Origin of the sequence: Chryseobacterium flavum, from assembly GCF_003385595.1 — a bacterium.
Lineage (GTDB): Bacteria > Bacteroidota > Bacteroidia > Flavobacteriales > Weeksellaceae > Chryseobacterium > Chryseobacterium flavum.
The window spans coordinates 138,093-164,180 of record NZ_QNUE01000009.1; the positions used below are offsets into that span (position 1 = coordinate 138,093).

General features: G+C 33.8%; 33 protein-coding genes. 6 read left to right on the plus strand and 27 right to left on the minus strand.

The features are described from left to right. Positions 1-33: 33 nt before the first annotated feature. The 5 genes from DRF59_RS12790 (at position 34) to DRF59_RS12810 (ending at position 4,007) form a co-directional block, all read left to right on the plus strand. Positions 34-1,095 carry a sensor histidine kinase gene (locus tag DRF59_RS12790; RefSeq protein ID WP_115960599.1) on the plus strand — a complete coding sequence of 354 codons (1,062 nt, stop codon included), beginning with the start codon at positions 34-36 and terminating at the stop codon, positions 1,093-1,095. Then, positions 1,088-1,783 (plus strand): LytR/AlgR family response regulator transcription factor, encoded by a 696-nt coding sequence (locus tag DRF59_RS12795; protein WP_115960602.1) that lies wholly within the window; start codon positions 1,088-1,090, stop codon positions 1,781-1,783. The genes DRF59_RS12790 and DRF59_RS12795 overlap by 8 nt, the downstream gene beginning before the upstream one ends. A 376-nt stretch (positions 1,784-2,159) precedes the next feature. Further along, positions 2,160-2,711, plus strand: coding sequence for a hypothetical protein (locus DRF59_RS12800; RefSeq protein WP_115960605.1), 552 nt, complete (start codon positions 2,160-2,162; stop codon positions 2,709-2,711). 80 nt (positions 2,712-2,791) lie between these two features. Continuing rightward, positions 2,792-3,505 carry an ABC transporter ATP-binding protein gene (locus tag DRF59_RS12805; RefSeq protein WP_115960608.1) on the plus strand — a complete coding sequence of 238 codons (714 nt, stop codon included), beginning with the start codon at positions 2,792-2,794 and terminating at the stop codon, positions 3,503-3,505. Between the two features lie 61 nt (positions 3,506-3,566). Continuing rightward, on the plus strand, positions 3,567-4,007 hold the full coding sequence (locus DRF59_RS12810) for a hypothetical protein (RefSeq protein ID WP_115960611.1): 441 nt from the start codon (positions 3,567-3,569) through the stop codon (positions 4,005-4,007). A gap of 82 nt (positions 4,008-4,089) precedes the next feature. Here the strand turns inward: DRF59_RS12810 and DRF59_RS12815 are convergent, their stop codons facing one another. The 3 genes from DRF59_RS12815 to DRF59_RS12825 form a co-directional block, all read right to left on the minus strand. Continuing rightward, complete coding sequence (locus DRF59_RS12815; protein ID WP_115960614.1) at positions 4,090-4,890, minus strand: patatin-like phospholipase family protein; 801 nt, start codon at positions 4,888-4,890, stop codon at positions 4,090-4,092. A 230-nt stretch (positions 4,891-5,120) separates the two neighbouring features. Next, positions 5,121-6,509 (minus strand): dihydrolipoyl dehydrogenase, encoded by a 1,389-nt coding sequence (gene lpdA, locus DRF59_RS12820; protein ID WP_115960617.1) that lies wholly within the window; start codon positions 6,507-6,509, stop codon positions 5,121-5,123. A 226-nt stretch (positions 6,510-6,735) separates the two neighbouring features. Continuing rightward, the gene (locus tag DRF59_RS12825) at positions 6,736-6,999 is read right to left on the minus strand and encodes a hypothetical protein (RefSeq protein ID WP_115960620.1); all 264 of its coding nucleotides are present in this window, start codon (positions 6,997-6,999) and stop codon (positions 6,736-6,738) included. A gap of 350 nt (positions 7,000-7,349) precedes the next feature. Here DRF59_RS12825 and DRF59_RS12830 point away from each other — a divergent pair, with 350 nt between their 5' ends. Continuing rightward, on the plus strand, positions 7,350-8,231 hold the full coding sequence (locus DRF59_RS12830) for a hypothetical protein (protein WP_115960623.1): 882 nt from the start codon (positions 7,350-7,352) through the stop codon (positions 8,229-8,231). A 67-nt stretch (positions 8,232-8,298) separates the two neighbouring features. Here the strand turns inward: DRF59_RS12830 and DRF59_RS12835 are convergent, their stop codons facing one another. From DRF59_RS12835 to DRF59_RS12955, 24 genes are all read right to left on the minus strand, one after another. Further along, on the minus strand, positions 8,299-9,744 hold the full coding sequence (locus tag DRF59_RS12835) for an alpha-L-fucosidase (protein ID WP_115960626.1): 1,446 nt from the start codon (positions 9,742-9,744) through the stop codon (positions 8,299-8,301). Positions 9,745-9,790: 46 nt separating this feature from the next. Beyond that, positions 9,791-10,690 carry a TIGR01777 family oxidoreductase gene (locus DRF59_RS12840; protein WP_115960630.1) on the minus strand — a complete coding sequence of 300 codons (900 nt, stop codon included), beginning with the start codon at positions 10,688-10,690 and terminating at the stop codon, positions 9,791-9,793. 85 nt (positions 10,691-10,775) lie between these two features. Further along, positions 10,776-11,480 carry a YqjF family protein gene (locus tag DRF59_RS12845; protein WP_115960633.1) on the minus strand — a complete coding sequence of 235 codons (705 nt, stop codon included), beginning with the start codon at positions 11,478-11,480 and terminating at the stop codon, positions 10,776-10,778. 23 nt (positions 11,481-11,503) lie between these two features. Next, positions 11,504-11,977 (minus strand): SRPBCC family protein, encoded by a 474-nt coding sequence (locus tag DRF59_RS12850; RefSeq protein WP_115960636.1) that lies wholly within the window; start codon positions 11,975-11,977, stop codon positions 11,504-11,506. 19 nt (positions 11,978-11,996) lie between these two features. Further along, complete coding sequence (locus tag DRF59_RS12855) at positions 11,997-12,809, minus strand: DCC1-like thiol-disulfide oxidoreductase family protein (protein ID WP_115960639.1); 813 nt, start codon at positions 12,807-12,809, stop codon at positions 11,997-11,999. Between the two features lie 148 nt (positions 12,810-12,957). Then, entirely contained in the window at positions 12,958-13,461 is a 504-nt protein-coding gene (locus DRF59_RS12860; protein ID WP_115960642.1) for a GbsR/MarR family transcriptional regulator, read from the minus strand. A gap of 278 nt (positions 13,462-13,739) precedes the next feature. Then, complete coding sequence (locus tag DRF59_RS12865; protein ID WP_115960645.1) at positions 13,740-14,201, minus strand: hypothetical protein; 462 nt, start codon at positions 14,199-14,201, stop codon at positions 13,740-13,742. A gap of 15 nt (positions 14,202-14,216) precedes the next feature. After that, positions 14,217-14,768, minus strand: coding sequence for a hypothetical protein (locus tag DRF59_RS12870; RefSeq protein ID WP_115960648.1), 552 nt, complete (start codon positions 14,766-14,768; stop codon positions 14,217-14,219). After that, the gene (locus tag DRF59_RS21220) at positions 14,752-15,735 is read right to left on the minus strand and encodes an RHS repeat domain-containing protein (RefSeq protein WP_317126574.1); all 984 of its coding nucleotides are present in this window, start codon (positions 15,733-15,735) and stop codon (positions 14,752-14,754) included. Before DRF59_RS21220 ends, DRF59_RS12870 begins: the two co-directional genes overlap by 17 nt. A gap of 132 nt (positions 15,736-15,867) precedes the next feature. Beyond that, the gene (locus DRF59_RS12880; protein ID WP_123873688.1) at positions 15,868-16,569 is read right to left on the minus strand and encodes a hypothetical protein; all 702 of its coding nucleotides are present in this window, start codon (positions 16,567-16,569) and stop codon (positions 15,868-15,870) included. Between the two features lie 245 nt (positions 16,570-16,814). Next, positions 16,815-17,183 (minus strand): hypothetical protein, encoded by a 369-nt coding sequence (locus DRF59_RS12885; RefSeq protein ID WP_123873689.1) that lies wholly within the window; start codon positions 17,181-17,183, stop codon positions 16,815-16,817. Between the two features lie 170 nt (positions 17,184-17,353). Continuing rightward, the gene (locus tag DRF59_RS12890) at positions 17,354-17,866 is read right to left on the minus strand and encodes a hypothetical protein (RefSeq protein WP_115960657.1); all 513 of its coding nucleotides are present in this window, start codon (positions 17,864-17,866) and stop codon (positions 17,354-17,356) included. A 2-nt stretch (positions 17,867-17,868) separates the two neighbouring features. Beyond that, a complete protein-coding gene (locus DRF59_RS12895; RefSeq protein ID WP_262510634.1) occupies positions 17,869-18,741 on the minus strand; it encodes an RHS repeat-associated core domain-containing protein in 873 nt (290 codons plus the stop codon). 44 nt (positions 18,742-18,785) lie between these two features. Then, complete coding sequence (locus DRF59_RS12900; protein ID WP_115960663.1) at positions 18,786-19,229, minus strand: hypothetical protein; 444 nt, start codon at positions 19,227-19,229, stop codon at positions 18,786-18,788. A gap of 239 nt (positions 19,230-19,468) precedes the next feature. Then, the gene (locus DRF59_RS12905; protein ID WP_241505586.1) at positions 19,469-20,332 is read right to left on the minus strand and encodes an RHS repeat domain-containing protein; all 864 of its coding nucleotides are present in this window, start codon (positions 20,330-20,332) and stop codon (positions 19,469-19,471) included. Between the two features lie 132 nt (positions 20,333-20,464). Continuing rightward, positions 20,465-21,160, minus strand: coding sequence for a hypothetical protein (locus tag DRF59_RS12910; RefSeq protein ID WP_115960669.1), 696 nt, complete (start codon positions 21,158-21,160; stop codon positions 20,465-20,467). An 18-nt stretch (positions 21,161-21,178) separates the two neighbouring features. Next, on the minus strand, positions 21,179-22,171 hold the full coding sequence (locus DRF59_RS21290) for an RHS repeat-associated core domain-containing protein (protein WP_115960672.1): 993 nt from the start codon (positions 22,169-22,171) through the stop codon (positions 21,179-21,181). Then, on the minus strand, positions 22,158-22,796 hold the full coding sequence (locus DRF59_RS12920) for a hypothetical protein (RefSeq protein WP_123873690.1): 639 nt from the start codon (positions 22,794-22,796) through the stop codon (positions 22,158-22,160). Before DRF59_RS12920 ends, DRF59_RS21290 begins: the two co-directional genes overlap by 14 nt. Position 22,797: 1 nt before the next feature. Next, positions 22,798-23,211, minus strand: a complete 414-nt coding sequence (locus DRF59_RS12925) for a hypothetical protein (protein WP_123873691.1) — start codon at positions 23,209-23,211, stop codon at positions 22,798-22,800. 245 nt (positions 23,212-23,456) lie between these two features. Further along, the gene (locus tag DRF59_RS12930; protein WP_115960681.1) at positions 23,457-23,894 is read right to left on the minus strand and encodes a hypothetical protein; all 438 of its coding nucleotides are present in this window, start codon (positions 23,892-23,894) and stop codon (positions 23,457-23,459) included. Between the two features lie 19 nt (positions 23,895-23,913). Next, complete coding sequence (locus tag DRF59_RS12935) at positions 23,914-24,165, minus strand: hypothetical protein (RefSeq protein ID WP_115960684.1); 252 nt, start codon at positions 24,163-24,165, stop codon at positions 23,914-23,916. A gap of 127 nt (positions 24,166-24,292) precedes the next feature. Beyond that, positions 24,293-24,745, minus strand: a complete 453-nt coding sequence (locus tag DRF59_RS12940; protein ID WP_115960687.1) for a hypothetical protein — start codon at positions 24,743-24,745, stop codon at positions 24,293-24,295. 465 nt (positions 24,746-25,210) lie between these two features. Next, on the minus strand, positions 25,211-25,585 hold the full coding sequence (locus DRF59_RS12950) for a hypothetical protein (RefSeq protein ID WP_115960693.1): 375 nt from the start codon (positions 25,583-25,585) through the stop codon (positions 25,211-25,213). Between the two features lie 43 nt (positions 25,586-25,628). Beyond that, on the minus strand, positions 25,629-26,088 hold a 460-nt coding region (locus DRF59_RS12955; protein ID WP_133297273.1), incomplete at its 5' end, for an RHS repeat domain-containing protein.

A 26,088-nucleotide genomic window follows, 5' to 3' on the forward strand; every position in this document is an offset into this window, starting at 1 on the left:
GGGATGCTATAAGTTTTTATATTTTTGGGGATTATGAAAAATAGTCCGGATACTCATTTCAGGCAAAATATTTATTTCCAGCTGCTTTTTTGGACTGCCCTATTTCTGTTTGGTACCGTACGGATTTATGGAGAATATAATGGTGAAGGGTTTCAAAAAACGGTTATTTATAATTTCTGTCACTGGATCTTTCAGATTATCGGGGCCAATTTCATTTATTTTATTCTTATCAGACACTTTTTTGACCGGAAAAAATATCTGAAATTCGCACTGTATCTTATTATCAGTCTGTATGTTATTTCAGTCATCAACAGGTTTTTCATTGTGTATATCGCTGAGCCTCTTTTCATTAATGAATCCAGGGACAGCATCATCAGTATCTTTACAGATCTCAGGTACCTTTTAATTCATTATACTTTTCCCATTATAAGTGGAGCTTTTATCTTTATTTCAATGATGTTCATGATCAGGTATAAAGATGAAAAAGAAACTACAATCCGGCTGCAGAAGGAAAAAGCAGAGCTGGAACTGAGATCATTGAAATCACAGCTAAATCCTCATTTCCTGTTCAATACTTTAAATAATATCTACTCCCTTTCCATTAATAATTCTGAAAAAACTTCCCAATCGATCAGTCAGCTTTCCGATATCCTTGATTATATTTTATACAAAGGAGAAAAAAAATGGGTTTCTGTTTCGGACGAGCTGGACGTTATTGAGGATTATATTGCCCTTGAAAGTCTTCGTTACCAGCATAGCAGAGTAAAAGTTAACAGACAGATTCTGCTGCGTGCTCCCAATACCATACCTCCGCTTCTGTATCTTACCCTGGTAGAAAATGCCTTTAAGCACGGTGTTGGCAAAAATGCCCGTCAGACAACCATACAACTGCAGGTGGAAACCAATGATAAACATTCAGTTTTCAGGATAGAGAATACATACAGTGACGATATTGTGCAGCATGAAAACGGAATTGGTCTTCAAAATATAAAAAAGCAACTGGAATATCATTATCACACAGATTTTATATTCAGAATCTGCCGGGAAAACAATATTTTTAAAGTTGAAATAATCACTCCTTCACACTATGATTAATTGTATTATTGTAGATGACGAACCTTTAGCAGCAACACTTCTGGAAAGCCATATTTCCAAAATAGATCATTTAAAGCTGACCGGAAAGGCAGAAAACGCCATGGAAGCCTACCAGCTGATCCGGACCCGGTCTGTGGAGCTGATGTTCCTGGATATTCAGATGCCCCACCTGAACGGAATTGATTTTTTAAAATCTCTTCCCGTAAAACCTAAAACCATATTCACTACGGCCTATCGTGATTTTGCCATTGAAGGATTTGAGCTTGAAGCCGTAGATTACCTTTTAAAGCCCATTACTTTTGAACGTTTTTTCAGATCTGTAGAACGGATACTCAGGAATATCCATAATCCGGTCCAGGATTTTATGGTCCTCAGAACAGAGGGCATGAACCGGAAAGTATTTCTTTCTGAAATTGTTTATTTTGAAAGTCAGGGAAATGACATCAAAGTGGTTCTTGCTTCGGGGGAAAGTTTTATTTCAAAAAGCAAAATAACAGATTTACAGGCTACTTTAGCTTCCAGGGGATTTATAAGGATACACAGATCCTATATGATTAATTCAGTTTTTATCACGGCTTTTAATAACAATGAAGTTGTTCTTGGCACCTATCAGATTCCTGTGGGAAGAAGCCATAAACAGGAATTCGATACTTTCGTATCGGCCATTTCAAAAAACAGGCTTCTGTAAAAGACTGCAAAAGATTAACACGCAAAATACAATTCTGTTTAATTATTTCACTTTCCGCATTAAGGTTTAACCTTGCTTTAAGTAATTTTTAATTTTGGTAATTCATAAAATAATTTTCCACCTGTTTTTCAGCAGATTAGAAGATTCACCTGTTTTTAATTCCCTTTATGACGATTAATAAGCCTGATAAACAAAATCCGTTAACAGATTAATAAACAAACAATTAAAACCAAAAATCACTCATTAACCGCATTATAAAGCCTTCTGACGGATTTCAAAAAAAAGTATTACTTTTGTTTTGACTAATAAAAATTGTCCCTTAATTTTTTTATAGTAATTTAGATACACCAATTTATAAAACATTAAAATTCACTCCATGAGAAAAATAATTCTACTTATTATATGTATGTTCAGTATTTCAGTTTTCTCACAGATTAAAGTGCTGAAAAATGAAAGCCTGGTGGAAATTGGTAAAGATAATTCCGTTGGTTTATATAAAAAAGAAGATAAATTTACCATCAATTACCAGGATCTGAATACCAGCAATCTGAATACGATCAGGTCTTTTTCTTTTCAGAATCTGAACGGAGACGTATCAGGGCTTTATAAACTGATCACAGATGGTTTTGTATCGGCTGTTCCTGATGAGAATATCATCCTGGAACTTCCTAATGACATCATTGAGCTTCATTATGAAAAAAACTATGGCCAGCAGACTGTACAGTTCATCCAGATCATTAACAAAAACCGGAAGTATATCGGGAAGTCCCAGTTCCTGACAAGAAAACAGGTTGATAAAATTTTTGGAAGAACAAACGGAAAGTATGCTTTATATGATAAAGCTGCTGCGGTAAATCCTAAGCCTCTGTCTAATACTGCCTCTACAGCAGCCCCAGCAAACAGTGGAAAGAAAAAGTCAAAAAAATAATTATATTTTCAAAATATTATAAAACTCATTCCGGCGAATGAGTTTTTTTATTTTATTTTTGCAAAAAGACATTATTTATTATGCCGCTTCAGATAATCAATTTGACTAAAAAGTTTGGTGAGCAGACTGCCCTTAACAATATCAGTATTTCCATGGATAAAAATGAGATCATCGGTCTTCTGGGTCCTAATGGTGCCGGAAAATCGACCCTGATGAAATCCATCGTAGGAGCATTGAAGATTGATCAGGGGGAAATCATTTTCAATGGTCAAAATATTTCTGAACATGAAACCGAAACTAAGAAAAAAATCGGTTTTCTACCCGAAAACAACCCGCTGTATCTGGAAATGTACGTAAAGGAATACCTGCAGTTTGTGGCTAATATCCATAAAATTCCGGAAACCAGAATTGATGAGGTTATAGAACTTGTAGGAATTACCCCTGAAAAATCTAAAAAAATCAGCCAGCTATCCAAGGGATATAAACAACGGGTGGGACTGGCCCAGGCCATTATTCATCAGCCGGACCTCTTAATTCTTGATGAGCCTACCAACGGGCTGGATCCCAACCAGATCATTGAAATCCGGAATGTAGTGAAAGAAATCGGACAACAAAAAACAGTTCTGCTGTCTACCCATATTATGCAGGAAGTAGAAGCCCTTTGTTCCCGGGTCATTCTTATTCATAAAGGGAATATTCTTCAGGACTGCCCCATTGATGAATTCAAAGGTAAATTCAGCAGTCTGGAGGAAGCTTTTTCCAGCTATACCATGCAAGTGCCTGTGAAAGATTAAAATCCATATACAATGGCTTCATATTTGATGAAACCTTAGCGTTAACCAATAACCAAAAAATATGATCAGGATTTTTTTATCAGGAGCACTTTGTATTGCCCAGTTTTCTTTTGTAAGTGCCAAAGAAATTTCAGATATTCCCCTAACCTCTGATGTGGTCTGTTATTCTGCTTCCCAGAAAGTTCCCAAGACCGTGATCATTAAAACAAAAAAGTTTAAAATAAGAATAGACAGGCAGCCTAACGGTAAATATCTTTACCAATCATGGAATGCCAAATCAAAGATTACAGCGAAGCCAAGCATGATCATCAGTGATGGAGAACTTGTTCCTGATGGTACGGGAGGAAATTATTATTTTACTTTCAGCAACCAGGGGTATACTTACCAGGTCTGGAGAAATTACCTTACTGATTCTGCCAGCAAAGCTCCGTATACCCTGACGGTAAGTGATGAAAATGGACAGGAAATTGTACGTGAGGACGGACAGGTCATTAAATATTAAAGTACAGGGCTTAAAGACATCTGCTGCCGGATTCGTATCCTTACAATAAAAAAACTGCAATTATAAATTGCAGTTTTTACGTTTATGTACCTGACTTTTTTAGTTCTGTAAGAAAATGACTGGCTTCAAAGCTTTCTTCAGCTGCTTTATAACCAATCTCAAAAATTTCTTCCAGCCGGTCTTTTTTTCTTTCAAACATACCATATGTAGATAGTTTCTGTGAAGAAATAAACCAGTCACAATGATCGAACTTTATTCTTTCTATTCTGTATGACAGGAGATCATAAGAACGGGAGACAATCGCTTTAATGGATTTTAAGTCATTGATATTGGTATCATGAGGTGGTGATACAAAAACCCCGATCAGTTTATCACATTCATCCCTGATGATATCTGCCGGAAAGTTATTAAGGACACCCCCATCACAGTACATTTCGTCACCAATAATGTAAGGGGTGGTAATTCCCGGTATTGAACAGGAAGCAATAATGGCATCCACAATTTCAAAGTCTTCATCAAAGATCTTCTGAGTTCCTGAAACCAGCTCAGTGGCCACAATCTTCACTTCAATGTCAAGATCCTTCAATTTCATATTGCGGAATATAGGCCTGAGGTAATTCCTGAAAATGACAGAGGAAACCAGCCCCGGCTGATTGAATGTAAAATGCTTCCAGTTGAAAAAATAAATGGAGTTAAAAAAATCCAGGATCTCTTCCGGGCTTTTCCCGACCGCATGAAGACACCCCACAATAGATCCTGCACTGCAGCAGGAAAGGATATCGATCTCTATATTTTTTTCTTTCAAGAATTTTAATACTCCTGCATGGGCGATCCCTTTGGTTCCGCCTCCTGATAAAACAAGCCCTACTCTTTCAAAATTCATAGAATAAATGTAAGAAAAACACCTTGAAAAACCAGATTAAATTTTATAAATATGTTGATTTTAAAATTATTTTAATAAAAATCCAGTTTATAAGAATCAATTATTAACCTTACAGGCAATTAAAAAAATCTAAATAATAATAAATTCAATTTGGAACGATTGGTTTAAATTGTAAAGCTAAAAAGCCCGGATTTCTCCGGGCTTTATTATATAAGATTCTGTATTTCAGATTAAATATGAATCACCTCACCGTAAGCTGCAGCTGCAGCTTCCATAATAGCTTCAGAAACTGTTGGGTGCGGGTGGATAGATTTGATGATCTCGTGGCCTGTAGTTTCTAGTTTTCTCGCTACAACAGCTTCCGCAACCATATCAGTTACTCCATCTCCGATCATATGGCATCCTAACCACTCTCCGTATTTAGCATCGAAAATCACTTTGATAAATCCGTCTGTATTTCCGTTTGCAGTTGCTTTACCACTTGCAGAAAGAGGGAATTTACCTACTTTGATTTCGTATCCTTTTTCTTTAGCCTGCTTTTCAGTAAGACCTACAGAAGCTACTTCAGGGTGGCAGTACGTACATCCCGGGATATTGCCGTAGTCAATCTTTTCAACGTGCATTCCTTTGATTTTCTCAACACAGGTAATTCCTTCTGCAGAAGCAACGTGAGCCAATGCCTGAGTCGGGATGATATCTCCGATCGCATAGTAACCCGGTACTGAAGTTTCATACCATTCGTTTACCAATACTCTACCTTTATCTGTCTGGATACCTACTTCTTCCAATCCGATGTTTTCGATGTTCGCAGCAATACCTACAGCTGATAACAGGATATCAGCTTCAAGAGTGATATTTCCGTTCGCTGTTTTTACATTAGCTTTTACTCCTTCACCAGATGTATCAACACTTTCTACTGAAGCATTTGTCATGATTTCGATACCGGATTTTTTCAGAGATTTCTCTAAGTGCTTAGAGATTTCTTCATCTTCTACAGGTACAATATTTGGCATAAATTCAACAATAGTAACTTTAGTTCCCATTGTGTTATAGAAGTCAGCAAATTCTACCCCGATAGCTCCTGAACCTACAACGATCATAGATTTCGGCTGTTCAGGAAGAGATAATGCCTGTCTGTATCCGATTACTTTTTTGCCATCCTGCGGTAAGTTCGGCAATTCTCTTGAACGGGCTCCTGTTGCAATGATGATATGGTTCGCTGAATATTCAGTTACTTTACCTTCTTTATCTGTAACAGAAACTTTTTTGCCTTTCTGAACTTTTGCAGTACCAAGAATTACGTCAATCTTATTCTTTTTCATTAAGAACTCGATTCCTTTGCTCATTTTGCTGGCAACTCCACGGCTTCTCTGGATCACATTAGGAAACTCAAAGCTGGCTTCCACCTTGTTCAGACCATAATCTTCAGCATGGTTAATATAATGAAAAACCTGAGCAGACTTCAACAGAGCTTTAGTTGGAATACATCCCCAGTTCAGGCAGATTCCTCCTAAGTTTTCTTTCTCGATAATTGCGGTTTTGAAACCTAACTGTGCTGCTCTGATCGCAGTAACATATCCACCAGGACCACTTCCAATGACAATAATATCGTAATTCATTACTTTAAAAATTTTTATGCGAATTTAAGGAAAAATATTGGATGTTTCATGTTTCTTTACATTCAGCCTCAAATGTATCATTAAACCTGTTTTATTGGTTTTTATACAAAAAAAGAGAACGTAAAAAACATTCTCTTTCAAAAAACTATTTGATATTTAAAATATTCTCAATTACTATCTGCCTTATTTCAATGGTTTCAGCAATAATAACTTTAAAAATCTTTTATTATTTCATTTTTTTAAGCAATTGTTTTTCCTTTCTGTATTTATTGTCTAAATCCTGTAACTGAGCCCTTTTCATTTTTTTGCTTAAAAGCGGATGGTTCAGAATCAGCTTCCTTTCGGTATTGTACTTTTTATCAAGTTCATTTCTTTTATGGTTTATCAGTTCGCTTTTTGACGGATGAGGAGGAAGCGGCGGGCGTTCCTGGGCAGAAACACTCACTGACAAGCCAAATACAAGCATTGTTAAAATTAAAAAGTTTTTCATGATATACACATTTTAAATATTCATAATCCGTTCATTATTAACCAAATCCATTCAGATTTATTATTAAATTGCAGATATTATACCAATATGAATATATTTAATACTTTAATATCCAGATTGTTTTTTATGGTATAAAAATTCTCAACAATTAATCCCTGAACGGTTATTTATATCAATCCTTTATTGTCCGAAGCAGCGTTTTCAAGAGCTTTTTTGCAAACTGCCTGATCTTTTAATATTTTAAACATCACCATTATAAGATATACATAATAAAAACATTATAAAATATTAATATAAAGACATTTACATATGCTTTTTTTTTATACTTTTATCCTACAAAAACAAACAAAATGAAAAAGTATATTTCGATTCTCTTATTCGGGGGACTGACCCTGAATGCACAAGTAGGTATTAATACCACCACTCCCAACAGTACCTTAGCGATTAACGGATCTTTAAGAGCCGGATATAAAGAAGTAACTGCTACTTCATATACCATTACGGATACGGATCACTATATCACGTATAACGGGACAGGCAATACGACCTTTACACTTCCGGTCATAGGAAGCGGAACCTCAAGCTATACGGGCAGGATTTATAAAATAAAAAACATCTCTACCTCTAATCTCACGATTCAGCCTTCCAGCGGAAATACCCTGAGGATAGACAATACTCCGGTTTCTTCTTTTGTGGTTCCTGTGGGTGCTTATGCAGAAGTTGTCAATAACAGCAATACGACGGGCGGTACATGGGATCTTTCTTTTACAGTTCTTCCAAAGCCAAGTAATGTGGAAATATATGGCGCACAGCTGTCTATTCCACCCCATGGCAACGGATCGCCAGGTGTTGCCGACTGGACCAACCACTCCAATACTTCTTATGATACAGGAACCGGTACAGACCGGTGGTGGGTAGTCAGTAAATCATCAGTAAATTATGCACATACCTCAACTTATTCAAATACCAGCAGAATGACTGTTGTGTATGAGTATCAGGGCACTCCTTTTAATGTCACCAATATGTATCCCATTCTTACTGCCGGGAACAATTCCAGTTTCCCTGATGTATTTACAGCATCTTTTGTAAGCCTTACCAACAGCGGAACAGGAGGCAGAACCAGACTTACCGTTTCTGTTTCCCGCGTAGACTTTATCGGAGCTAATGGAACCAATAACAGTAACTGGACAGGAACATTCCTGCTAAACCTTTTACTGGCCAGAAAATATTAAATTAAATTATTACTTATTTTTTATAACAAAGACAGAATATTATTTTCTGTCTTTGTTTGTATATAATTTATAATGTTATCTGGATTACTGCTGCATATTTAAGATCAGCTTTTTGCTCCGGAAGTTTAACCTGAATGGTATTGCCTTTCTTTTCCCACCGGACATTAGCAGAAATTCCTAATACTTTCAGTGATTTTGGATGAAGGGTTTCAGGAACTGTAAAAGCGAGGGTTTCAGGTGCATGGTATTCGGCTCCTTCATTAAGATGGAAAACATTTAAGGTATGGCCGTCTTTACTTTGGGTATAGTAAAAATCTTTTTCATGATAAGGGGCAATGCTTCTGGTAGAAAAAACAGCAGATTGGTTTTTATCCATCCATACTGAAATTTCATTTAGTCTCTCATAGACTACCGGATCATAATCTCCATCTGGTCCCGGAGCTATATTCATCAGGTAATTTCCACCCCTTGAAATAATCTTAACCAGTGTTTCAATAATTTTCTGAGCTGATTTATAATTGTCATTGGGAATATAGGAAAATGAATCGCCCATCGTTATACAGCTTTCCCATGGAACTGAAAGGGCCGTTTCAGGAACCGCCTGTTCAGGGGTCACATAATTTTCCCATTTTCCGGGAACAGTACGGTCTACAACAATAATTCCCGGCTGATTTTTCCGGACCATATTTCCGATCTTATCCATATCAATGGACTGTTCTACCCTGATGGTTCTCTGCCATTCAACTGCCGGATCAATAGTATGAAAGGGGCGCACCCAGCCTCCATCCAGCCAAAGAATATCAATCTTGCCATAACCGGAAGTAATTTCATTCAGCTGATTGAATGTAAACTGCTTAAATTTTTCCCATTTTTCAGGATATTTTTCCGGGTCATAATTTACGTTCCTGTCTTTCGGCGGAAAATAGGACCACCAGTAATCATCAGAATGCCAGTCCGGCTTTGAAAAATAGGCGCCGATTTTGAATCCTTCTTTCCTGAAAGTGCTGAAAATTTCTTTTGTTACATCAGCTTTCGGATTTCTGGAGAAAGGAGTTTTGGAAGAGGTGATTTTATAGTCAGACTGCCTGGTATCAAACATGGCAAATCCGTCATGATGCTTTGTGGTGAAAACAACATATTTCATTCCTGCCCTTTTAACCGCATCAGCCCATTTCTGTGGATTGAACCGGACCGGATTAAAGGTAGTCTGAAGATTTTCATAATTTTTAACGTACTCATAATAAGATTTTCCATGTTCCGGTTTTCTACGGGTCCATGATTCATCTTCAGGGCATAAGCTCCAGCTTTCCACAATTCCCCATTGGCTATAGGTTCCCCAATGCATGAACAATCCGAATTTCAGGTCCTGCCATTGTTCCAGATTCCTGGCTACAAGAGGGTCTGAAGGCTTTTCATATCCGCGTGAAACATCATGTGCCTGCGAAAAAAGGCCTGCACTGATGATAACCGATGAGAGAAGAAGGGTTTTCGTTTTTTTTAATCTGAGAAACATAGAAAATCGTTTCTGCTAATTTAATTATCTTTCACAGAATGGCAATTCAGGTTTTCAAAAGATGGGATAAGGCTTTATCCAGATCCGGACAGGAAAACTGAAACCCGCTTTTAAGGAGATGTTCGGGAAAAACATTCCGGCTTTTCAGCAACAGTTCAGTCTCTGTCCTTAGAAATACAGAAGCCAGCTCCAGCTGCCAGACAGGAGCATTCATACCGAAAGGTACTTTCAGATGTCTCCTGAGTTTCCGCATCAGCTCTTCATTGGGGACCGGAGCAGGCGCTGTTATATTGATCGCCCCTTCGATATTTTCATGAGTGATCACCCAGTCCACTGCCTTGCAGAAATCATCAATATGAATCCAGCTTACCCGTTGATGACCACCTCCCTGCTTTCCACCAAGCCCCAGTTTTGTAATCAATTTCAGCTTTGGAAAAGCACCTCCGTTATTTCCCAGGACAATTGAAGTGCGAAGGGCTACTTTTCTTGTGGCCTTGTCTTTAACCTTAAAAAACTCTTCTTCCCAGCTTTTACAGATGTTCATGGAAAAATCGTCACCTATAATTCCGTTTTCTTCGGTATTCAGGTGTTTTTCCGAATGGATATAAATAGTAGCTGAACTTCCGTTAAACCAGATCCTGGGTTTATCCTTACACTGTTCCAAAGCTTCCTGTAAAACCCTGGTGCTGTTAATCCTTGACGTATAAATTTCCCGTTTGTTATTTTCATGGTACCGGCAGTCCACTGATTTTCCGGTAAGGTTAATCAGAACTTCTGTTTTTTCAAGAATATCCTTCCAGTCTCCCACAGTTTCAGCATTCCAGCAGATCTCATTTTTACGCCTCGGCTTACGGGTCAGGATATATACCTCATTTCCTTTTTCTGTAAAGTATCTTTCTAAGTTTTCACCGAGAAATCCGGTACCGCCGGCTATGACTATTTTCATTGTTTATTGTTTTTTTAGTTTAAATAATTCAGGATGAAAGATCAATACGGAGCAGATGATGGCATCATCAACTTTTTTATTATAATTATACAAGGTATTTCTTTGCTTTTACTATAATTTCAGAACCTTCCGCCAGCATTACAGAAATCGGATCCCGGGTATTTAATCCTTTAAAATCCTGTCCGTAAATCCTGTTAAAATCAATTTTCAGCTGATAATCCTTTACCTTGTAACAGTCCCATTTCGGATGGCAGACTTCGTATTCAGAGGTTTTATTATCTTTTCCGGTGAACCCGAAATAATGCTCTGTAATGAATTCGAACTCTGAATCTGTTTCCATAGGCTGTTTTTGGTTTTCCGCAGTAATCTGAACGGAATGCCAGCTTTTCTCTTTCCAGGAATAGGTAATCAGCAATTCATCATCCCTTTCATGGATCAGGTTTTTCATGGGCATTGTATGGTAATTTTCCTTGTAGATCGTGTTCGCTACAAAACTTAATGCAGGCTTAGGCACAATTTCCTTAATGAAAACCACTCCTCTTTTCCATAGGTCATTCTCTTTCCTTTTCACATAAAACCTGAGATTCACTTCTTCAAAATTCCGGTGAAAAGGGATAGCAAGGCCCAATAACTTTGTGTTTAGAAACATAAAACCTACAAGGTTTACATAACATTTTCCCCGGTAAAAGTCCAGTTCTGTCCCTTGCGGTAAATATTTCACCAATACTTCGGGATCTATTTCATAATTGATAATGGCTAGCTTCCGCCATTCGGCTTTCAGGAAATTCATAATTGTCTGTATTAAGGTTGAATTCAATGTTTAGCGGTATGAACTCTGACAGATTCTGCAGTGGCTTTTATGAGTTCAATTCTTCTGATCAGGAAATTTCTGAGATAACGGGTAAGAAAGATATCATTGAAAAGCTTTCCTACAATCCAAAGCGGGGATTCAAATTTAAAAATATCCGTCATCAGTGTTTTACCTTCGGTTTCGCTGAAGAGATGCTGATGGTGCATTGATCTAAAAGCTCCTTTCTGCATGACATCTGTAAACTGAAACGGTTTTTCCATGCTGATAATTTTTGTGGTAAGAGTTTGGTAAATGCCCAGGTGTTTCGCTTTCCAGATCACCGTTTCATTATTTTCAATTAAACCGGATGTACGGCCTGCTATTGCCCTTTCATCAGTTCCGGAAGTGGACTTCTGGTGCAGATCGATATCCCGGGCAAGGTCAAAGACTGTGTGGATATCAGCATCAATAAGGGTTTCAAGATAAATTTCAGACATGATCAAAAGATTTTGTTATTTAAAAAGTTGTCCAAAGAATAATTGCCAGCGCTGTTATCCTGAAGAGTAACCAGGAAACGGTGGGGAAATAATTTAACTTCAAGATTTTGCATCTTCTTATATGCTCAAGGAACATGGCGAAAACCACTATTCCAAAGTAAACCCAATAAAAGCCGGAATTAAGATTCAGCCATACGACAGGAAGCAGAAGTAAAGTTCCCAGTAAGGAAACAGTCATCATATTTCCGAGATACTCCCATATTTTATCTTTCAGGTAGGTTCTCAAAAAGAGGATCTGCCAGACAATCTGACCGGCACAAACAGCCATTTCCCTTCCAAAGTTCCGTGGCAAGCCCAATTCTGCTTTTACGGAATACAAACTCAAAATGTAAGCAGAAAAAACGGCAACAAAGATGATATATACAATCCTGTATTTCAGATTAAAATCCGGGGTACAGGAGTTTTCAGCAGAACTTTTTACCGAAGGAATAATCTGTTTCCGGTTATAGGAAACAAAAGAATATAGTTTTTTGAAAAACCAATACACAGGCTGTATTCTGGCCAGCTTTTCCAATAAAGGAAATGAATTCCCGATGATCAAAAGAAGACTGTCTAAACCATAGGTTACTTTGCTCCTGCTGTGATCTACCAGCGCAATTTCATTTTTTGCCCGGTTAAAATCAATCAGGTTTTTATTGGTAACCGAAAGTTCTGTAAAGGCTTCCCTCCCGTTCCCGTCCAGCATTCCGCTTTTTATAAATCCATTGGAATACAGGGCACACATCGGACAATCACTGTCATAGATAAGGGTATGATTTTTTAATGTTTTCATGATGGTTATTTTTATTGGGTTCTTCTCTTACTGAAATACAGGATCAGAAATATATGTATAATAATATTTTTCATAATTATTATCTATTTAAAACTTTCAATAAATTTTGAAAACAAAAGAGAAATAAAAAAGGATTTTCATCCTCTTATTATTTCAGCAGATTCGTTATTTTCCCTACCAGCCAGTGATCATCACTTTTAATCGCCAGATCCATAATATTATTGATCTTTCCGGTTACTGAGCTGAAATCCTCCATCAGCTTAATAAATTCTCTTGCTCCTTCCGAATCTTTATCTTCAATATCTTTTAAGTCTTCAAGAAAAGCAATTACAGGCTCTATTTCTCTTTTTCTGCGTTCTTTGGTAATCTGCTTGAACAGATACCAGACATCTTTCTCCGCAACAAAGTATTCCTTTCTGTCTCCTTTAATCAGTTCTTTTTTAACAATACCCCAGTCCATTAACCCACGAAGGTTCATATTGGCATTTCCTCTTGAAATTTCCAGCTGTTCCATTACCTCATCAGTGGATAACGGCTTTTCACTGGCCAGTAACAATGCATGAACCTGCGCCATAGTACGGTTAATCCCCCAGTTGGTGGCAAATGTACCCCAGGTCTGAATATATTTTTCTTTGGCCTCTGACAGTTTCATGTGTATTACCTTTTAAATTTCTGATACAAATATAATTGTATTTTTTGAATTTTCAATAATTTTTGAAAATAAATTTTAAGTGATTAATCTATATTCCGTTCCTCTCCTTCTAAAATCAGCCATATACATTTCTTCTCGCTGTACTTATAGTTATAAGTAAACTCATAAGATACAAGGTTACTTATCATCTGCCACACAATGCAATCGTTTGTGAGCAAAATTTTGTTTTTATCTGCTTACGGATTATAAAGCTGAGAAAACAATTATACCTTAATTAATTATCCTCCCCCATATTTATAAATGTCATTTAATTTTATTTTTTCCTGTTTAATAAAATTGATTTTTTTATTACTACTTGTTAATACAAACGTACCTAAATAATTTTTAGGAGGATACTTTAACCAAAAATTTCCAATCAAATGTAAATCTCCCGTTTTTTTGTTTAGGGAATACCAAGTTCCATCACAATCAATAATTATGTAACTTCCTACATCCTCATAAAGATAACTATTTGCTCCTGTACCATTATCATCTTTTAACCTTACTGACTCTATTTCATTATTATCTTTAGAAGAAATCACTAAATATCGCTTATATTCTCTCAAAAATGAATTATTCTTTTCTAATTTCATCTCAATATTAAAATTTATCGCCGATAATTTATATACATTCTGCTTACTTTTCTCACATGAAAACAAAATAAGAAAAAGTAAAAAACTTAAATAATATATCCTTTTCATATAAATATATTTTAATTATTCATCAAATTCTAAATTTTCATATTTATAGTCTGTTAAGACTAATACTCCAAAATATTCCCATTCAAATTCGTCTTGATAATTTATTTTTAAAATGAGAACCTTTTTTGTTTTTTGGAGAATTTCAATAGATTTAATTATTTGAATATGTGATGGATATTTACCATATGGAGAAGAAGCAATAAAATTTTTAGAGTCTTCTTTAGTTAAATTAAATTCATGAAAGATTCCTAATTTTATTTTTTCTTTAGATTTAAAATTCTCTGATTTGAAACAAATTATTTTTTGAAAAGACTTGCTCTCATTATCATATTTAAATACACTTTCTTCATCTGAATCATATTTTAAATATTCATACTTCATCTTAGAAGTATCTTGTTTAAAATAGTCAAAAATTCCCAAGTCTACCTTTTCCTTATTTAATACTTTTGGTAGATAACTTATTACAATTGGCTTATAAAATTCCAAAATTTGACCTTTCATTTTATTTGTACCGCAACCTATGAGTATTATGTATAAGAGTATTATAAAATTATTTCTTTTTATCATTTTTTCTATTTTTATTTTCTTCTTCTCTAACTTTTAAAAGTTGATTTACAATTATATCTGAAGGAGATCCAGTAGCACGTGGGGATAAGAGTTTAAATGCATCAGCTCCATATTCTACGTAACCTGCATCAGCATCACCAGTTGAATCTTCTATGTGTGATTTTACTTCGTGATGAATACTTTCTGCCAAATCATAATTATTATAACCTATACTTTTTTGATTTCCTTCGTCATCAGTATTTGTTACAGTATATCTTTCAGCATTATTATCTTTAAAATAATTTTCATTTAAAGCCACCAAATGAATCTTTTTATCTCCTGATTGAGACACATCTAAATTATCAAAGACGGATGCATTTTTATATACTTCTGGAATTTTTATTTTTCCACCTTTTACAAATCCCATAGAGTTAACATCATCCAATGTTGTTGCGACAGTTTTAGAATTAGGGCCAAAATTTTTAGAATTTATATATATATCATCTGTCTTACTTGTACCGTATTTATCCCAAAGTCTTTTCCCTTCAGGTGTCTTATATAACAAATCTTTTGAAGCTTTAAAAGATCCATTTGCTGTTAATATAATAATATCTTTTCCCTGCCTCCCATCCGGATCAATAAACCTTATTGGATTATTAAAAGCATAATTGTATGGTGACCATCTTCTCATTTTTTCCGCTAGCGGATCTACTACTCCCCATCTTCCTAGATCAGCCATATACATTCTCGCTCCATAATCATACATTCCTGTTTCTTGTAACTCCTTGCTGTTGTATTTGTAGTTTTTATAACTACCACTACCGAAGTAAGAATTTCCTGTTTTCAGGTGGTTCATTCCAAATGGATAATAATCATTGGCATCGGTGATTTCAAGAGCGTCTGCGCTGTTTTTTCCAAAACTTACCCTTACATTGCCCAAATGATCTTTGTATAAATATAGTTTTCCGTAATTCTGTAAAATGTTCAAATGCCTAGATATATCGCATTTGGAGTTCTATTTACAATAATATTGCTGTTTTAACATAAAAACCACTGCTAAATAACAGTGGTTTTTTTATTATTATTTCACCACGAGAGCGAGGAAATTACCTTACAGGATTTATTTTCCAAATTTTAAAATATTTAAATTATTTATACAATCGATAAACTCTTTTTTCTTTTCTTCTTTAAAATACGGAATACCTATTACACCATCTTTGATATCGGTATATTTTATTTGTATAGATTCATAATTAAATAACTTCCCCCCAGAAAAAAAATAATTTTTAGCATATATAACTGATTTAGGAGTGTAATGGTCTATTGCCAGACATTTATTGAAATCTTCAACTTTATTTTGAATAACCAGTTCATATCTAAAGTACTCATCAGGATATTTTTTTTTGAATTCCTCTTTAGGCACCTTTTTCGTATAAAAAACAAAATTATTTTCTTTAATTCTATTATATGAAAGACTATCCATTTGTAATTTATATGGACTAGTTGTTATTTCACAAATATTCTTATTATCCATTATAATCATCCCATTATAGAACCCTTTTTCATCATGGAATCCATCTTCTATATAAATGTTAGGATATTTTTTATCAGGATTAATATTGCAGGATTTTAACCCTGATAACCTATACTTTGAGAGCGTATTTTTAATTCCTTTTACTGTTACTGGGTCTTTATAGGTTACATCATAATATATATGATTATTCTTAAGTAAATCGTCGTTCATTTCTCTAAATGATATTTTATTCTGTGAGGAACAACCGATAGATAATAATAAATTTAGGAATAGTATAAAATTTTTCATATTACAATTTTTAATATCCTTTACTTTTAAACTTTTGCCAATGATAAAATGCTGCTGAACCATTATAATTAAACCTATTTGTAATATATTATTATTTACTTTAATAATTTCTTCAATACTAGGTGTAGGGGAGATAGCATTTCCTTGTATATTATAATATATACTGCCCCCACGCTATCAATTAAACGACCTTCAGTATTTGGAACACAATGAGAATCAATGCAAGTGCTCCCATAATGTGTCCTTTATGGAAGACCAGTTTCGGCTCTAACAATATTTTCAACATGAGTACCAAAAATTTCTGCAGTTGTACTTTTAGGGCCAAATCTATTTTCAGGTTGAGATATCTCTCCTAAAGCAAAATATCCATAAACATGTCCCATTTCATGAGCAATAGTTGTATATAATGGAGTGCTTTCAATATCCCTTCCTGCTGTTGTCCAAACTCCTTTTGTTGACAATGTATTTAAATCTACAATATTACTTATCCCATATTTTACTTGTGAATCTCCATTTGTATAGTTAAAGTATATATCTCTCATTTTGCCATCTTTACCCTGCCCCTGATCAAAATAATTAATCATTGTATTTCCAATAGAAGTATTTTTATCCAAATAATTTAATCCGGCTACAGCTTTTACTACATAATCAGATAGCTTAGTAGATTCATCAACATTTGTCCATTTCCCATTACCTGATGTTGAGTTGCCCCATTATGATACATATAAGAACCACCCAATTGCTCAGGTGGCTCCACTGTGATACAATTTACATAATGACCTAATTATTGTATAGCTTTTCTATTTTCATTTAATACAAATGAACTTATTTTAAGCTTTTTATTTTTTAAAAAGTCATAGAGGTAGAATGGCATACTGACTTCCGAACTACTAAACGAATCCCGTAATTGCAATAAATATTCTTCGTTCCCTTTTAGATATTCATCTAGAATATAAAGAAATTCTTTATATTCTCTGGTATTTAGTTGGACAGAATTAATTTCCTCTAAAGTTGTGACATCGCTGATATTAATTTTAAAAATTTTTTTCTCTTTGGTGCCTGGATTGTATAATAATGCTATTCCTTTTAAATTTTCAGTTGCAAGCATACTCTTATCCCAAGAAACGATCAGTATTGGTTTTCTCTCGCTTTTATTAAGAATCGATTTTAATGCTGTGAATTTCTTATGAGATATTTCTTTTCTATAATTATCCGTTTCTAAAACCTTATACTGTTTTAATAGTGGATTGCAACTTACAAAAAATAGTAAAATTAAAAAACTAAGATATTTTTTCATATTTATTTCTTATTATTAAGCATTTTATTATAAATTACTTGTACACTTGCAGGCATAGTAAAAACTCGTCTTTCTACATTTGAATTTATACCACCGTTAGTTTTATTTATTGCAGGGCTCCTTACAATAGAGTTTACTAATGTTGAAGCAGATGCCGCATCGGGACTATAACTTGTTCTTATAGGTAGATTTTGTTCTGAACGAAGAAGATTTTCAATATAAGATGCAGCTATTTCAGACTGTTTAATACTTCCCTCCAAATTATACTCATCACCATCTACCCAAACTTTCCCTAGTTCTTCCTTAGATCCAATCTGGTTTAGCCATGTATGGCCTAATTCATGAAATAATGTAACATGAAAAGGAGAATCACGTCTTTTTGAACTTTCACCAAACATAGAAGTATAGATATTTACTTCTTGATTGAAGCCGGTATATATATCATTGTTTAATGTGAAATTTTTACCTCTAAATCTTTCAAGTTGAAATCTTTTACTATCCTGAATCGTCGCATTGATATCATCATTTTCAAAGAGACCAAGGAATTTGCTTCCGAAGGAATCACTATTACTCCCTGTCATTGACTGCAGTGCAGAAAATATTTGTCCAACATAACTATTACTATCAACTGTCGCTTCAACATCCCATTTTTTTGTCTCCGAATTTTGTGTGTATAATTTTCCACCGTTATAACGATAAGTAGTATCACCATCTTTGATGTCAATCCACATTCCATTGGGATCAATATATTTAATCGGATTGTTTGCAGCAAAAGAATAAGGACTAAATGGATAATACATTTCTGATAATGGATCAATTGCTCCCCATCTTCCTAAATCCGCCATATACATTCTTGCTCCATATCTAATAAACAATAGGTTATCTCAAATTGAGATAACCTATTACTTTAATATTTATTTTACATGTTTATAGTAAATGTTTTTGCACTCCGAATAAATACAGAAAGCTTCTCAGTTTTTATATTATAAAGCAATATTTTATATTTTCCATTTGTATAAAGTTTAGATATTCTTCCAACATGTTTTTCCAATAAATATTTTTCTTTATATCCTCTTTTCTCCCAATAATTATTTAAAAAATTATCCACTTCATTACCCTCAACTTCTAACAGTTTCCAATCATTAGATTCTTTTCCTTCATTCTTATAAGCAGAATATATGTATATCATTTGTTTATCCTTATATTCAAAGAAAAAATTATTATTGCTCCTCGTCCAATTTATTATACCCTTAGGTAAAATTATTGAAAAATTAGTTGTAAAATATAGTTCGTGATCTGCAGAGACATTTACTTTATTTATATACTTAAATTTATTTTCACTGTTACCATACTCAAGTATCATACTATTATTATTTATGCTATTTTTGGGTAAATCTATATATGAAGTACAAGAACTCATTAATAATACTAGTAAAAAAAAGATTAAATATTTCATAATTATTTGTTTATTTTTCCCATTGCTTTTTTAAATGACGAATAGTCTATTGTAATAATCGAACCACTAGTATTATAAAATCCTACCGTAGGAGTATATGTATTTGGAGAAGGTGTTCCTCCTATTTGACCAGAAGGTAATGATCCTTAATTTTCAGTCCATCCCAAAACCATTGATGGCTGTGTATTACTAGACATATTCTTAGGGTCTTTATCTGTATTTGAAGGAGAAGGAGCTCCATAACTTGTCACATTACCCTCACTGTCATAATGCAAAGGGTGTAAGTGTGCATCAGAAGCAGGCTTATCTCCTTTTTCTTTTAAATCCTTTTTTGCATCTGCCCATTCTTTAGGTCCTACTTCTCCAGCTTTTTCTCCAGTGACTGTTTTTGAAGATTTGCCACCTTGACCAAAGAAAAATCCTTTTTCAGTAGCTGTTTTATCTGTTTTAGCAAAATCATATATATCATCAATTTGTTTTAATTGATCATTAGATACCTGATTAATAACATGCCCTGCGCTAATAGCGGCATCAGTATCAGCTTCTTTTTTACTGGTAGTTAAAACTATTTTTTTATCAAGTTTTCCATCTTCAACATGTTTTGTGAGCTGCCCTTTTAAATTATAATAATCCGTAAAAGGACTTCTTCCATCCGGATCAATAAACTTCAAAGGATTATTAAAAGCATAATTGTACGGTGACCATCTTCTCATTTTTTCCGCCAGCGGATCCACAACACTCCATCTTCCAATATCCGCCATATACATTCTGGCTCCGTAATCATACATTCCACTCTCCTGTAATTCCTTCCCATTGTATTTATAATTCTTATAAGTATCCCGACCAAAGAATGCATTACCGGTATTGAGGTGGTTCATTCCAAACGGATAATAATCATTGGCATCCGTGATTTCAAGAGCGCCTGCGCTGTTTTTTCCAAAACTTACCCTCACATTGCCCAAATGATCTTTGTATAAATATAGTTTTCCGTAATTCTGTAAAATGTTCAAATGCCTAGATATCGCATTTGGAGTTTTATTTACAATAATATTGCTGTTTTAGAACATAGAAACCACTGCTAAATAACAGTGGTTTTTTTATTATTATTTCACCACGAGAGCGAGGAAATTACCTTACAGGATTTATTTTCCAACTTTTAAAATATTTAAATTATTTATACAATCGATAAACTCTTTTTTCTTTTCTTCTTTAAAATACGGAATACCTATTACACCATCTTTGATATCGGTATATTTCATTTGTATGAGTTCATAATTCTTTAACTTCTTATCTGCAAAATAATAACTTCGAACATGAATTCTTGGCTTTGGTGTATATGGGTCTGATGCAAGACATTTTTTTAAATCGTTCACTTTATCCTGAACTACAATCTCATATCTAAAGTATTCGTCAGGATATTTCATTTTAAAATCTTCTATTGATGTTTTTTTTGTATATAATATAAAATTACCATCTTTAATTTTAGTATAGGAAAGACTATCAACATTTAATTTATATGAACTGGTTGTTATCTCACATACATCTTTGTTATCCATAACAAGAATTCCATTGTAATACCCATACTGATCATTGAAACCGTCTTCTATATAAATATGCGAATATTTTTTATTAGGTATAATATTACAGGATTGAGCTCCCAATAATCTATGTCTTGTTAAAGCTTCTTTCATGCCTTTACTCTCAATAGAGTCCAATTGACCAAAAGATATAAAATTATTATTCAATAAATATTCATTCATTTGTTGAAGGGATATCTTTTCTTGAGATTGACAAGAGTAAAACACAATTATAGTGAACAATACAATAATTTTTCTCATAAAATAACATTTAATTTATTAATGACCCAAGTTCTTAAATTTTTGTAAGTGATATATAACAGCTCCACCATAATAGTTGTATTTGTTTTGTAGTATGCTATTATTTACCCTAAGTACACTTTCAAGACTTGGAATAGGAGTTATCTGATTACCAGATGAATTATAAAAAATACTATTTCCAACACTATCTATTAATCTACTACCATTAGCAGGAAACTGCTTGCCAACACCATCTATAATTGTTTTATAGTGGGTTCTCAATGGAAGCCCTGTCTCTGCTCTTATGATATTCTCAGCATGTGTACCAAAAATTTCTGCTGTGGTTGATTCGTCTCCAAATCTTTCATCTGATTGAGCTATTTGACCTAGTGCAAAATATCCGTAAATATGTGCCATTTCGTGCCCAATTGTCGTATATAAAGGAGAATATTGACCATCTTTTCCTGCTGTTGTCCAAACTCCTTTTGTTGACAATGTATTTAAATCTACAATATTATCTCTCATTTTGCCATCTTTACCCTGCCCCTGATCAAAATAATTAATCATTGTATTTCCAATAGAAGTATTTTTATCCAAATAATTTAATCCGGCTACAGCTTTTACTACATAATCAGATAGCTTAGTAGATTCATCAACATTTGTCCATTTCCCATTTACCTGATGTTGAGTTGCCCCGTTATGATACCTATATTGAGTACCGTCTTCGTCATTAATATATATCCATTCACCATTAATATCAATAAATTTAATTGGATTTCCAGCAACATAATTATAAGGTGACATAGAATTATAATTCTCACTATAATTATCCACTACTCCCCATCTACCTAAATCAGCCATATACATCCTTGCACCATAGTCATAGAAACCGGATTCCTGTAATTCCTTGCCATTGTATTTATAGCTTAAGTAACTTCCTATATAACCTTTTATTCCTCCTATGTGGTTTAATCCGAATTTGTTTAGTACAAGTATCGTGTCATAAAAAGTCCCAACATCAATACAAACCAAGGACTTTTTTTAAATAATCATTAACAAGATTCTTTTTCTCTTTATACATATATGGTGTATGTGATTTACTTTCAGGATCATAAAGTATAACTTCAGAATATTTAACCCTAAATAAATACATCGGTTTTTTAACAATTAACTTCTGTTTCAAAAATAGAGACATCATTTGTGTATTCTTATCGATATATAATGAATCTATTTCCGAACCTTTATTTTCTAAATATTCATTTTGTATTTCATAATTATATCGAATTGAATAATTGCCTATGTGACTAGGATTAATATTTTTGTTTCTCTCGAACCAAGGTAAAAATATATTACGATCACTCTGTCCAACAGTATATGTTATTTGTAATGTGTTATTTTTCATTGCGGTCAATCCTAAGCCCATATAAGGAGCAATAGTAACTTTTTCTTTAAGATTCCCTTTAGTATCGAATAATTGAATTGACGGTGCTCCTTCATCTGTTGTATATCTAATACGTACTATCTCTGTTTTTCCTGCAAGTATTTGATAAGAAAAACCGGGACCTTCCAATTTATCGAAACTGGAGTTTCCACATCCTATAATAGATAACAATAGTAATAAAAGTAAACAAATATTTATTATTTTCGATCTCCCCATATTATTTGCGTTTTTTGATTATTCCTTCGGCTGTCGTCACATTTTCATAGCCCAACCGCTGAAATAGATTTGAGTTAAAGTTTTCACCATAAGTTGGGAAACCTCTTTTTAATGCTTCATTTTTCCAATACGAATTGTTAAAAATTAGCCCCATTTTACTATTCCCTGATAGATTAAATCCTCCTGCGTTCAACATGAAATCCATTTTATTTTGTCCTGTTATTGAAGCTGCCCTACCTGCTGCAAAGTTTCCAACATCTCTGGCTGAAACGTATACCCCTTCTGCTATTTGTGAGCCAGCGTACAACCCGCCACCATTTTGTGTCTTATAATCAAACTTATTTCCATTACCTCCATTCCAGGCGTAACCCATTCTTGCAAAAAAAGCTCCCTTGAATTCGTTACCATCAGACATTGCTTTACTGAAATCTGCCAGCCAATCTCTAGCCTGGTAAGAACCAAAATTTATTTTACCAGCTTCCTCACCACTTTATCGTTGTCCATTTTAAGATATAAATGATAATTAAAATATGGTGATGGTAAACCATTTTGAATTGAGGATAATTTGTCTATTAATTTTTATTATTGATTTCCTGTAAGCAGGAAACCAATAATAAAAAAAACGATAGTGCTAAAATTTGATTTCTATAATTAAATCCGTTAATTTTCCTTTTTATTCTCGCCAAAGAATTTGCCTCTAGAGTTTATTAAGACAAAAGTAGAAGGTATTTCTCTATAACTACGAGCTTGTAATAAAGTATCCTTTTCTACAATTATAAATGCACCAAGTTGCTCCATAGTCGACACTGTAGGCTTCTTTGGAACCATTTTAAACCGATAATGATGAAACGCCTTTATTTCTTCTAACACCTCTAAATCCGGCTGTCTATAATTATTTTTTGTATAATAATTATCTTTATAAGAAAGCACTACAATAGTGTCTTTCCTTTGATTTAAGGCTTCTATTTTAAATACATAATCATATTCTTTGAGACTTAAAATTAGACAATCACAAGTTGTATTATTTTGCACCAGTTTTTCAGTAGAGCAAGACGTGAATATCATTAACAGCAGGCTGTCTATTATTATAGTTCTCATTTATTAGATAAATCATTTATTAGTAGTTCGACATTAATTCCTGGATAATTGGGTGTGGTTTGTTAATATATAGTTTTCCATCTACCGGGTCTTGTGATTTAACAGGAGCAATATGTCTTGGATCAATTCGTTCAGTTTCATTATGAGCTTTTTCGTACGCTTTAAATTCCGCAGTAGTCTTATCAAAAGTTGGAATACCACTACCAGGAGAATTTACTCCACCAAGATAGGATTCGATTACTTCATGCAACACAGAGACACCATTCGGCATACCATAAAATTCATCAATCTTCTGAGTTTGTTCAGGATTAACCGTTTGATTAGTCTATTTTCCACTTTTCAAATAGACAAGGAAGTCTCTACAGGTACAATATTAAATGAATAATCGGTTCCTATTTTTATTCAGGGACGTTTTGATGTTCTATATTTGTTACTTTACCGTTATAAATATATATATTTACATAATATGGCTCTCCGATATTAGGGAAATAAGTTTCACTTCTAAAGTACTTGTGATTATTGCACAATAATAACTCCTCGTTTTGGAAATATGTTTTATAAATTTTTTGTTCAATTAACAATGGCGTAGTGTTAACCATTTTTAAATAATATTTATCCTTTTCATACACAGGTAGTCCATATGCTATTCCAATTAAAGAGTCCTTTTCTACAACATCAGTATAAAGATACAATACGCTTCTACTTTTGTTAGTTGAAGTTTTAGCTACCATTTCTTCGGCCTCTTTTGTAATAGCTTCACTAATATTACTTTTTCTTTTACATGATAAAAGCATGCAGGTGACAAGCATAAAAACAATTTTATTTTTTAACCTCATAATTTGAAGAATCATAGATTACGGTTTCATTTGAATGGGGTAAACAACGCGATCTGAGCAAAGTGATCCTATATAAGTTGTACTTATCTTACGTTACTTTTAAGCCAGATACTATCAATTGTTGATAAACTGTTATTTACAATAGCAAAACGAGCATCTTCGAAAACTTTGAAATGTACATTATTCGAAGAATCTTTACCAAATTGTATGGTTTTAATTTTTTTTCTAATACTTACATGTCTATTGCTTTTTGTGGAAGAATTGAATTGAATTTTTGACAAGTTCAACTTAAGGTTTTCTTTTTTATAACAAATTACTGTAGAGTCTAGTTTTGCCTCATTTTCGACTAAATAGATAATACTGTGGTTATTATTTAGAAGCCTAACCTGATAATTATCTTTAAAAATATATTCAGAATAACTATTGCAAGATATTAAACTTAACGAAAATAAAACCATAAAATTTTTTTCTTTCATATAATTAATTGGAATTAAATTGTGTCTCAGTTATTCCCTCTGGAGGATATAATGGAATAATACCATAAAAACCTCTTGCTTGGTGAGGTACACCAACATCGTTAATCATTTTTGAATTAATACTACTAATATTTAAAATGGATGTAGCCGGAAAAATACCATTTTTAAACAAATTTTGATTTAAAGGATTCCCTTGATCCTTAATATTGTGTGAATTATAGATAAACTTCCCATCGTATGAGTATTGTGCTTTATACGCATCAACTTCATCATTAACACCGTATCCCTGACCTGTTGAAATGTTGTATTCCCCTCTTGCATTTTGTCCACCATGCCTTACTTCATGGAGAGTTAATCCAGTATCGCTTCCAACAAACATTGTAACTACACCCTCACTTGTAGAGGTTGTATTGTATGTTCCTTTAATCTTTATTTACATCTTCTTTTCCTCCTGCCTTACCAAACACATATTCTGTGGCTTTGTCATTTCGCATATCAGAAATATCTTGTTTTGACTTTTGCAATTCAACAATTCTTTCATTGTTATCACCCCCCTTACTTTTTTCTAACTTTTTTATCTGATTATCTAATTTTTTCTCAAGTTTTCTGGCCATCTCTTCAGCTTTTTTACCAAAATGTTCTACTCCACGCCCATCTGGATCGGTATATTTTATTGGATTATTTACAGTGTAGTTATACGCCGAATACCTTCTATATAATTCCGCTAGCGGATCAATCACTCCCCATCTTCCCAGGTCAGGCATATACATCCTTGCACCATAGTCATAGAAACCGGATTCCTGTAATTCCTTGCCATTGTATTTATAGCTTAAGTAACTTCCTATATAACCTTTTATTCCTCCTATGTGGTTTAATCCGAAT

What these genes read in the sequence shown, in the direction of transcription:
- DRF59_RS12910 (WP_115960669.1), bottom strand. Translation starts at nt 21,160, where the DNA reads ATGAGAAAAATTATTGTATTGTTCACTATAATTGTGTTTTACTCTTGT.
- DRF59_RS12845 (WP_115960633.1), bottom strand. Translation starts at nt 11,480, where the DNA reads ATGAATTTCCTGAAAGCCGAATGGCGGAAGCTAGCCATTATCAATTAT.
- DRF59_RS12940 (WP_115960687.1), bottom strand. Translation starts at nt 24,745, where the DNA reads ATGATTCTTCAAATTATGAGGTTAAAAAATAAAATTGTTTTTATGCTT.
- DRF59_RS12930 (WP_115960681.1), bottom strand. Translation starts at nt 23,894, where the DNA reads ATGAGAACTATAATAATAGACAGCCTGCTGTTAATGATATTCACGTCT.
- DRF59_RS12805 (WP_115960608.1), top strand. Translation starts at nt 2,792, where the DNA reads ATGCCGCTTCAGATAATCAATTTGACTAAAAAGTTTGGTGAGCAGACT.
- DRF59_RS12830 (WP_115960623.1), top strand. Translation starts at nt 7,350, where the DNA reads ATGAAAAAGTATATTTCGATTCTCTTATTCGGGGGACTGACCCTGAAT.
- DRF59_RS12790 (WP_115960599.1), top strand. Translation starts at nt 34, where the DNA reads ATGAAAAATAGTCCGGATACTCATTTCAGGCAAAATATTTATTTCCAG.
- DRF59_RS12925 (WP_123873691.1), bottom strand. Translation starts at nt 23,211, where the DNA reads ATGTCTGATGGTAACGAATTCAAGGGAGCTTTTTTTGCAAGAATGGGT.
- DRF59_RS12855 (WP_115960639.1), bottom strand. Translation starts at nt 12,809, where the DNA reads ATGAAAACATTAAAAAATCATACCCTTATCTATGACAGTGATTGTCCG.
- DRF59_RS12815 (WP_115960614.1), bottom strand. Translation starts at nt 4,890, where the DNA reads ATGAATTTTGAAAGAGTAGGGCTTGTTTTATCAGGAGGCGGAACCAAA.
- DRF59_RS12890 (WP_115960657.1), bottom strand. Translation starts at nt 17,866, where the DNA reads ATGAAAAAATATCTTAGTTTTTTAATTTTACTATTTTTTGTAAGTTGC.
- DRF59_RS12850 (WP_115960636.1), bottom strand. Translation starts at nt 11,977, where the DNA reads ATGTCTGAAATTTATCTTGAAACCCTTATTGATGCTGATATCCACACA.
- DRF59_RS12870 (WP_115960648.1), bottom strand. Translation starts at nt 14,768, where the DNA reads ATGATAAAAAGAAATAATTTTATAATACTCTTATACATAATACTCATA.
- DRF59_RS12810 (WP_115960611.1), top strand. Translation starts at nt 3,567, where the DNA reads ATGATCAGGATTTTTTTATCAGGAGCACTTTGTATTGCCCAGTTTTCT.
- DRF59_RS12920 (WP_123873690.1), bottom strand. Translation starts at nt 22,796, where the DNA reads ATGGGGAGATCGAAAATAATAAATATTTGTTTACTTTTATTACTATTG.
- DRF59_RS12800 (WP_115960605.1), top strand. Translation starts at nt 2,160, where the DNA reads ATGAGAAAAATAATTCTACTTATTATATGTATGTTCAGTATTTCAGTT.
- DRF59_RS12835 (WP_115960626.1), bottom strand. Translation starts at nt 9,744, where the DNA reads ATGTTTCTCAGATTAAAAAAAACGAAAACCCTTCTTCTCTCATCGGTT.
- DRF59_RS12950 (WP_115960693.1), bottom strand. Translation starts at nt 25,585, where the DNA reads ATGTTTGTTGGAAGCGATACTGGATTAACTCTCCATGAAGTAAGGCAT.
- DRF59_RS12880 (WP_123873688.1), bottom strand. Translation starts at nt 16,569, where the DNA reads ATGAAAAATTTTATACTATTCCTAAATTTATTATTATCTATCGGTTGT.
- DRF59_RS12840 (WP_115960630.1), bottom strand. Translation starts at nt 10,690, where the DNA reads ATGAAAATAGTCATAGCCGGCGGTACCGGATTTCTCGGTGAAAACTTA.
- DRF59_RS12935 (WP_115960684.1), bottom strand. Translation starts at nt 24,165, where the DNA reads ATGCCGAATGGTGTCTCTGTGTTGCATGAAGTAATCGAATCCTATCTT.
- DRF59_RS12825 (WP_115960620.1), bottom strand. Translation starts at nt 6,999, where the DNA reads ATGAAAAACTTTTTAATTTTAACAATGCTTGTATTTGGCTTGTCAGTG.
- DRF59_RS12860 (WP_115960642.1), bottom strand. Translation starts at nt 13,461, where the DNA reads ATGAAACTGTCAGAGGCCAAAGAAAAATATATTCAGACCTGGGGTACA.
- lpdA (WP_115960617.1), bottom strand. Translation starts at nt 6,509, where the DNA reads ATGAATTACGATATTATTGTCATTGGAAGTGGTCCTGGTGGATATGTT.
- DRF59_RS12795 (WP_115960602.1), top strand. Translation starts at nt 1,088, where the DNA reads ATGATTAATTGTATTATTGTAGATGACGAACCTTTAGCAGCAACACTT.
- DRF59_RS12900 (WP_115960663.1), bottom strand. Translation starts at nt 19,229, where the DNA reads ATGATACTTGAGTATGGTAACAGTGAAAATAAATTTAAGTATATAAAT.
- DRF59_RS12865 (WP_115960645.1), bottom strand. Translation starts at nt 14,201, where the DNA reads ATGAAAAGGATATATTATTTAAGTTTTTTACTTTTTCTTATTTTGTTT.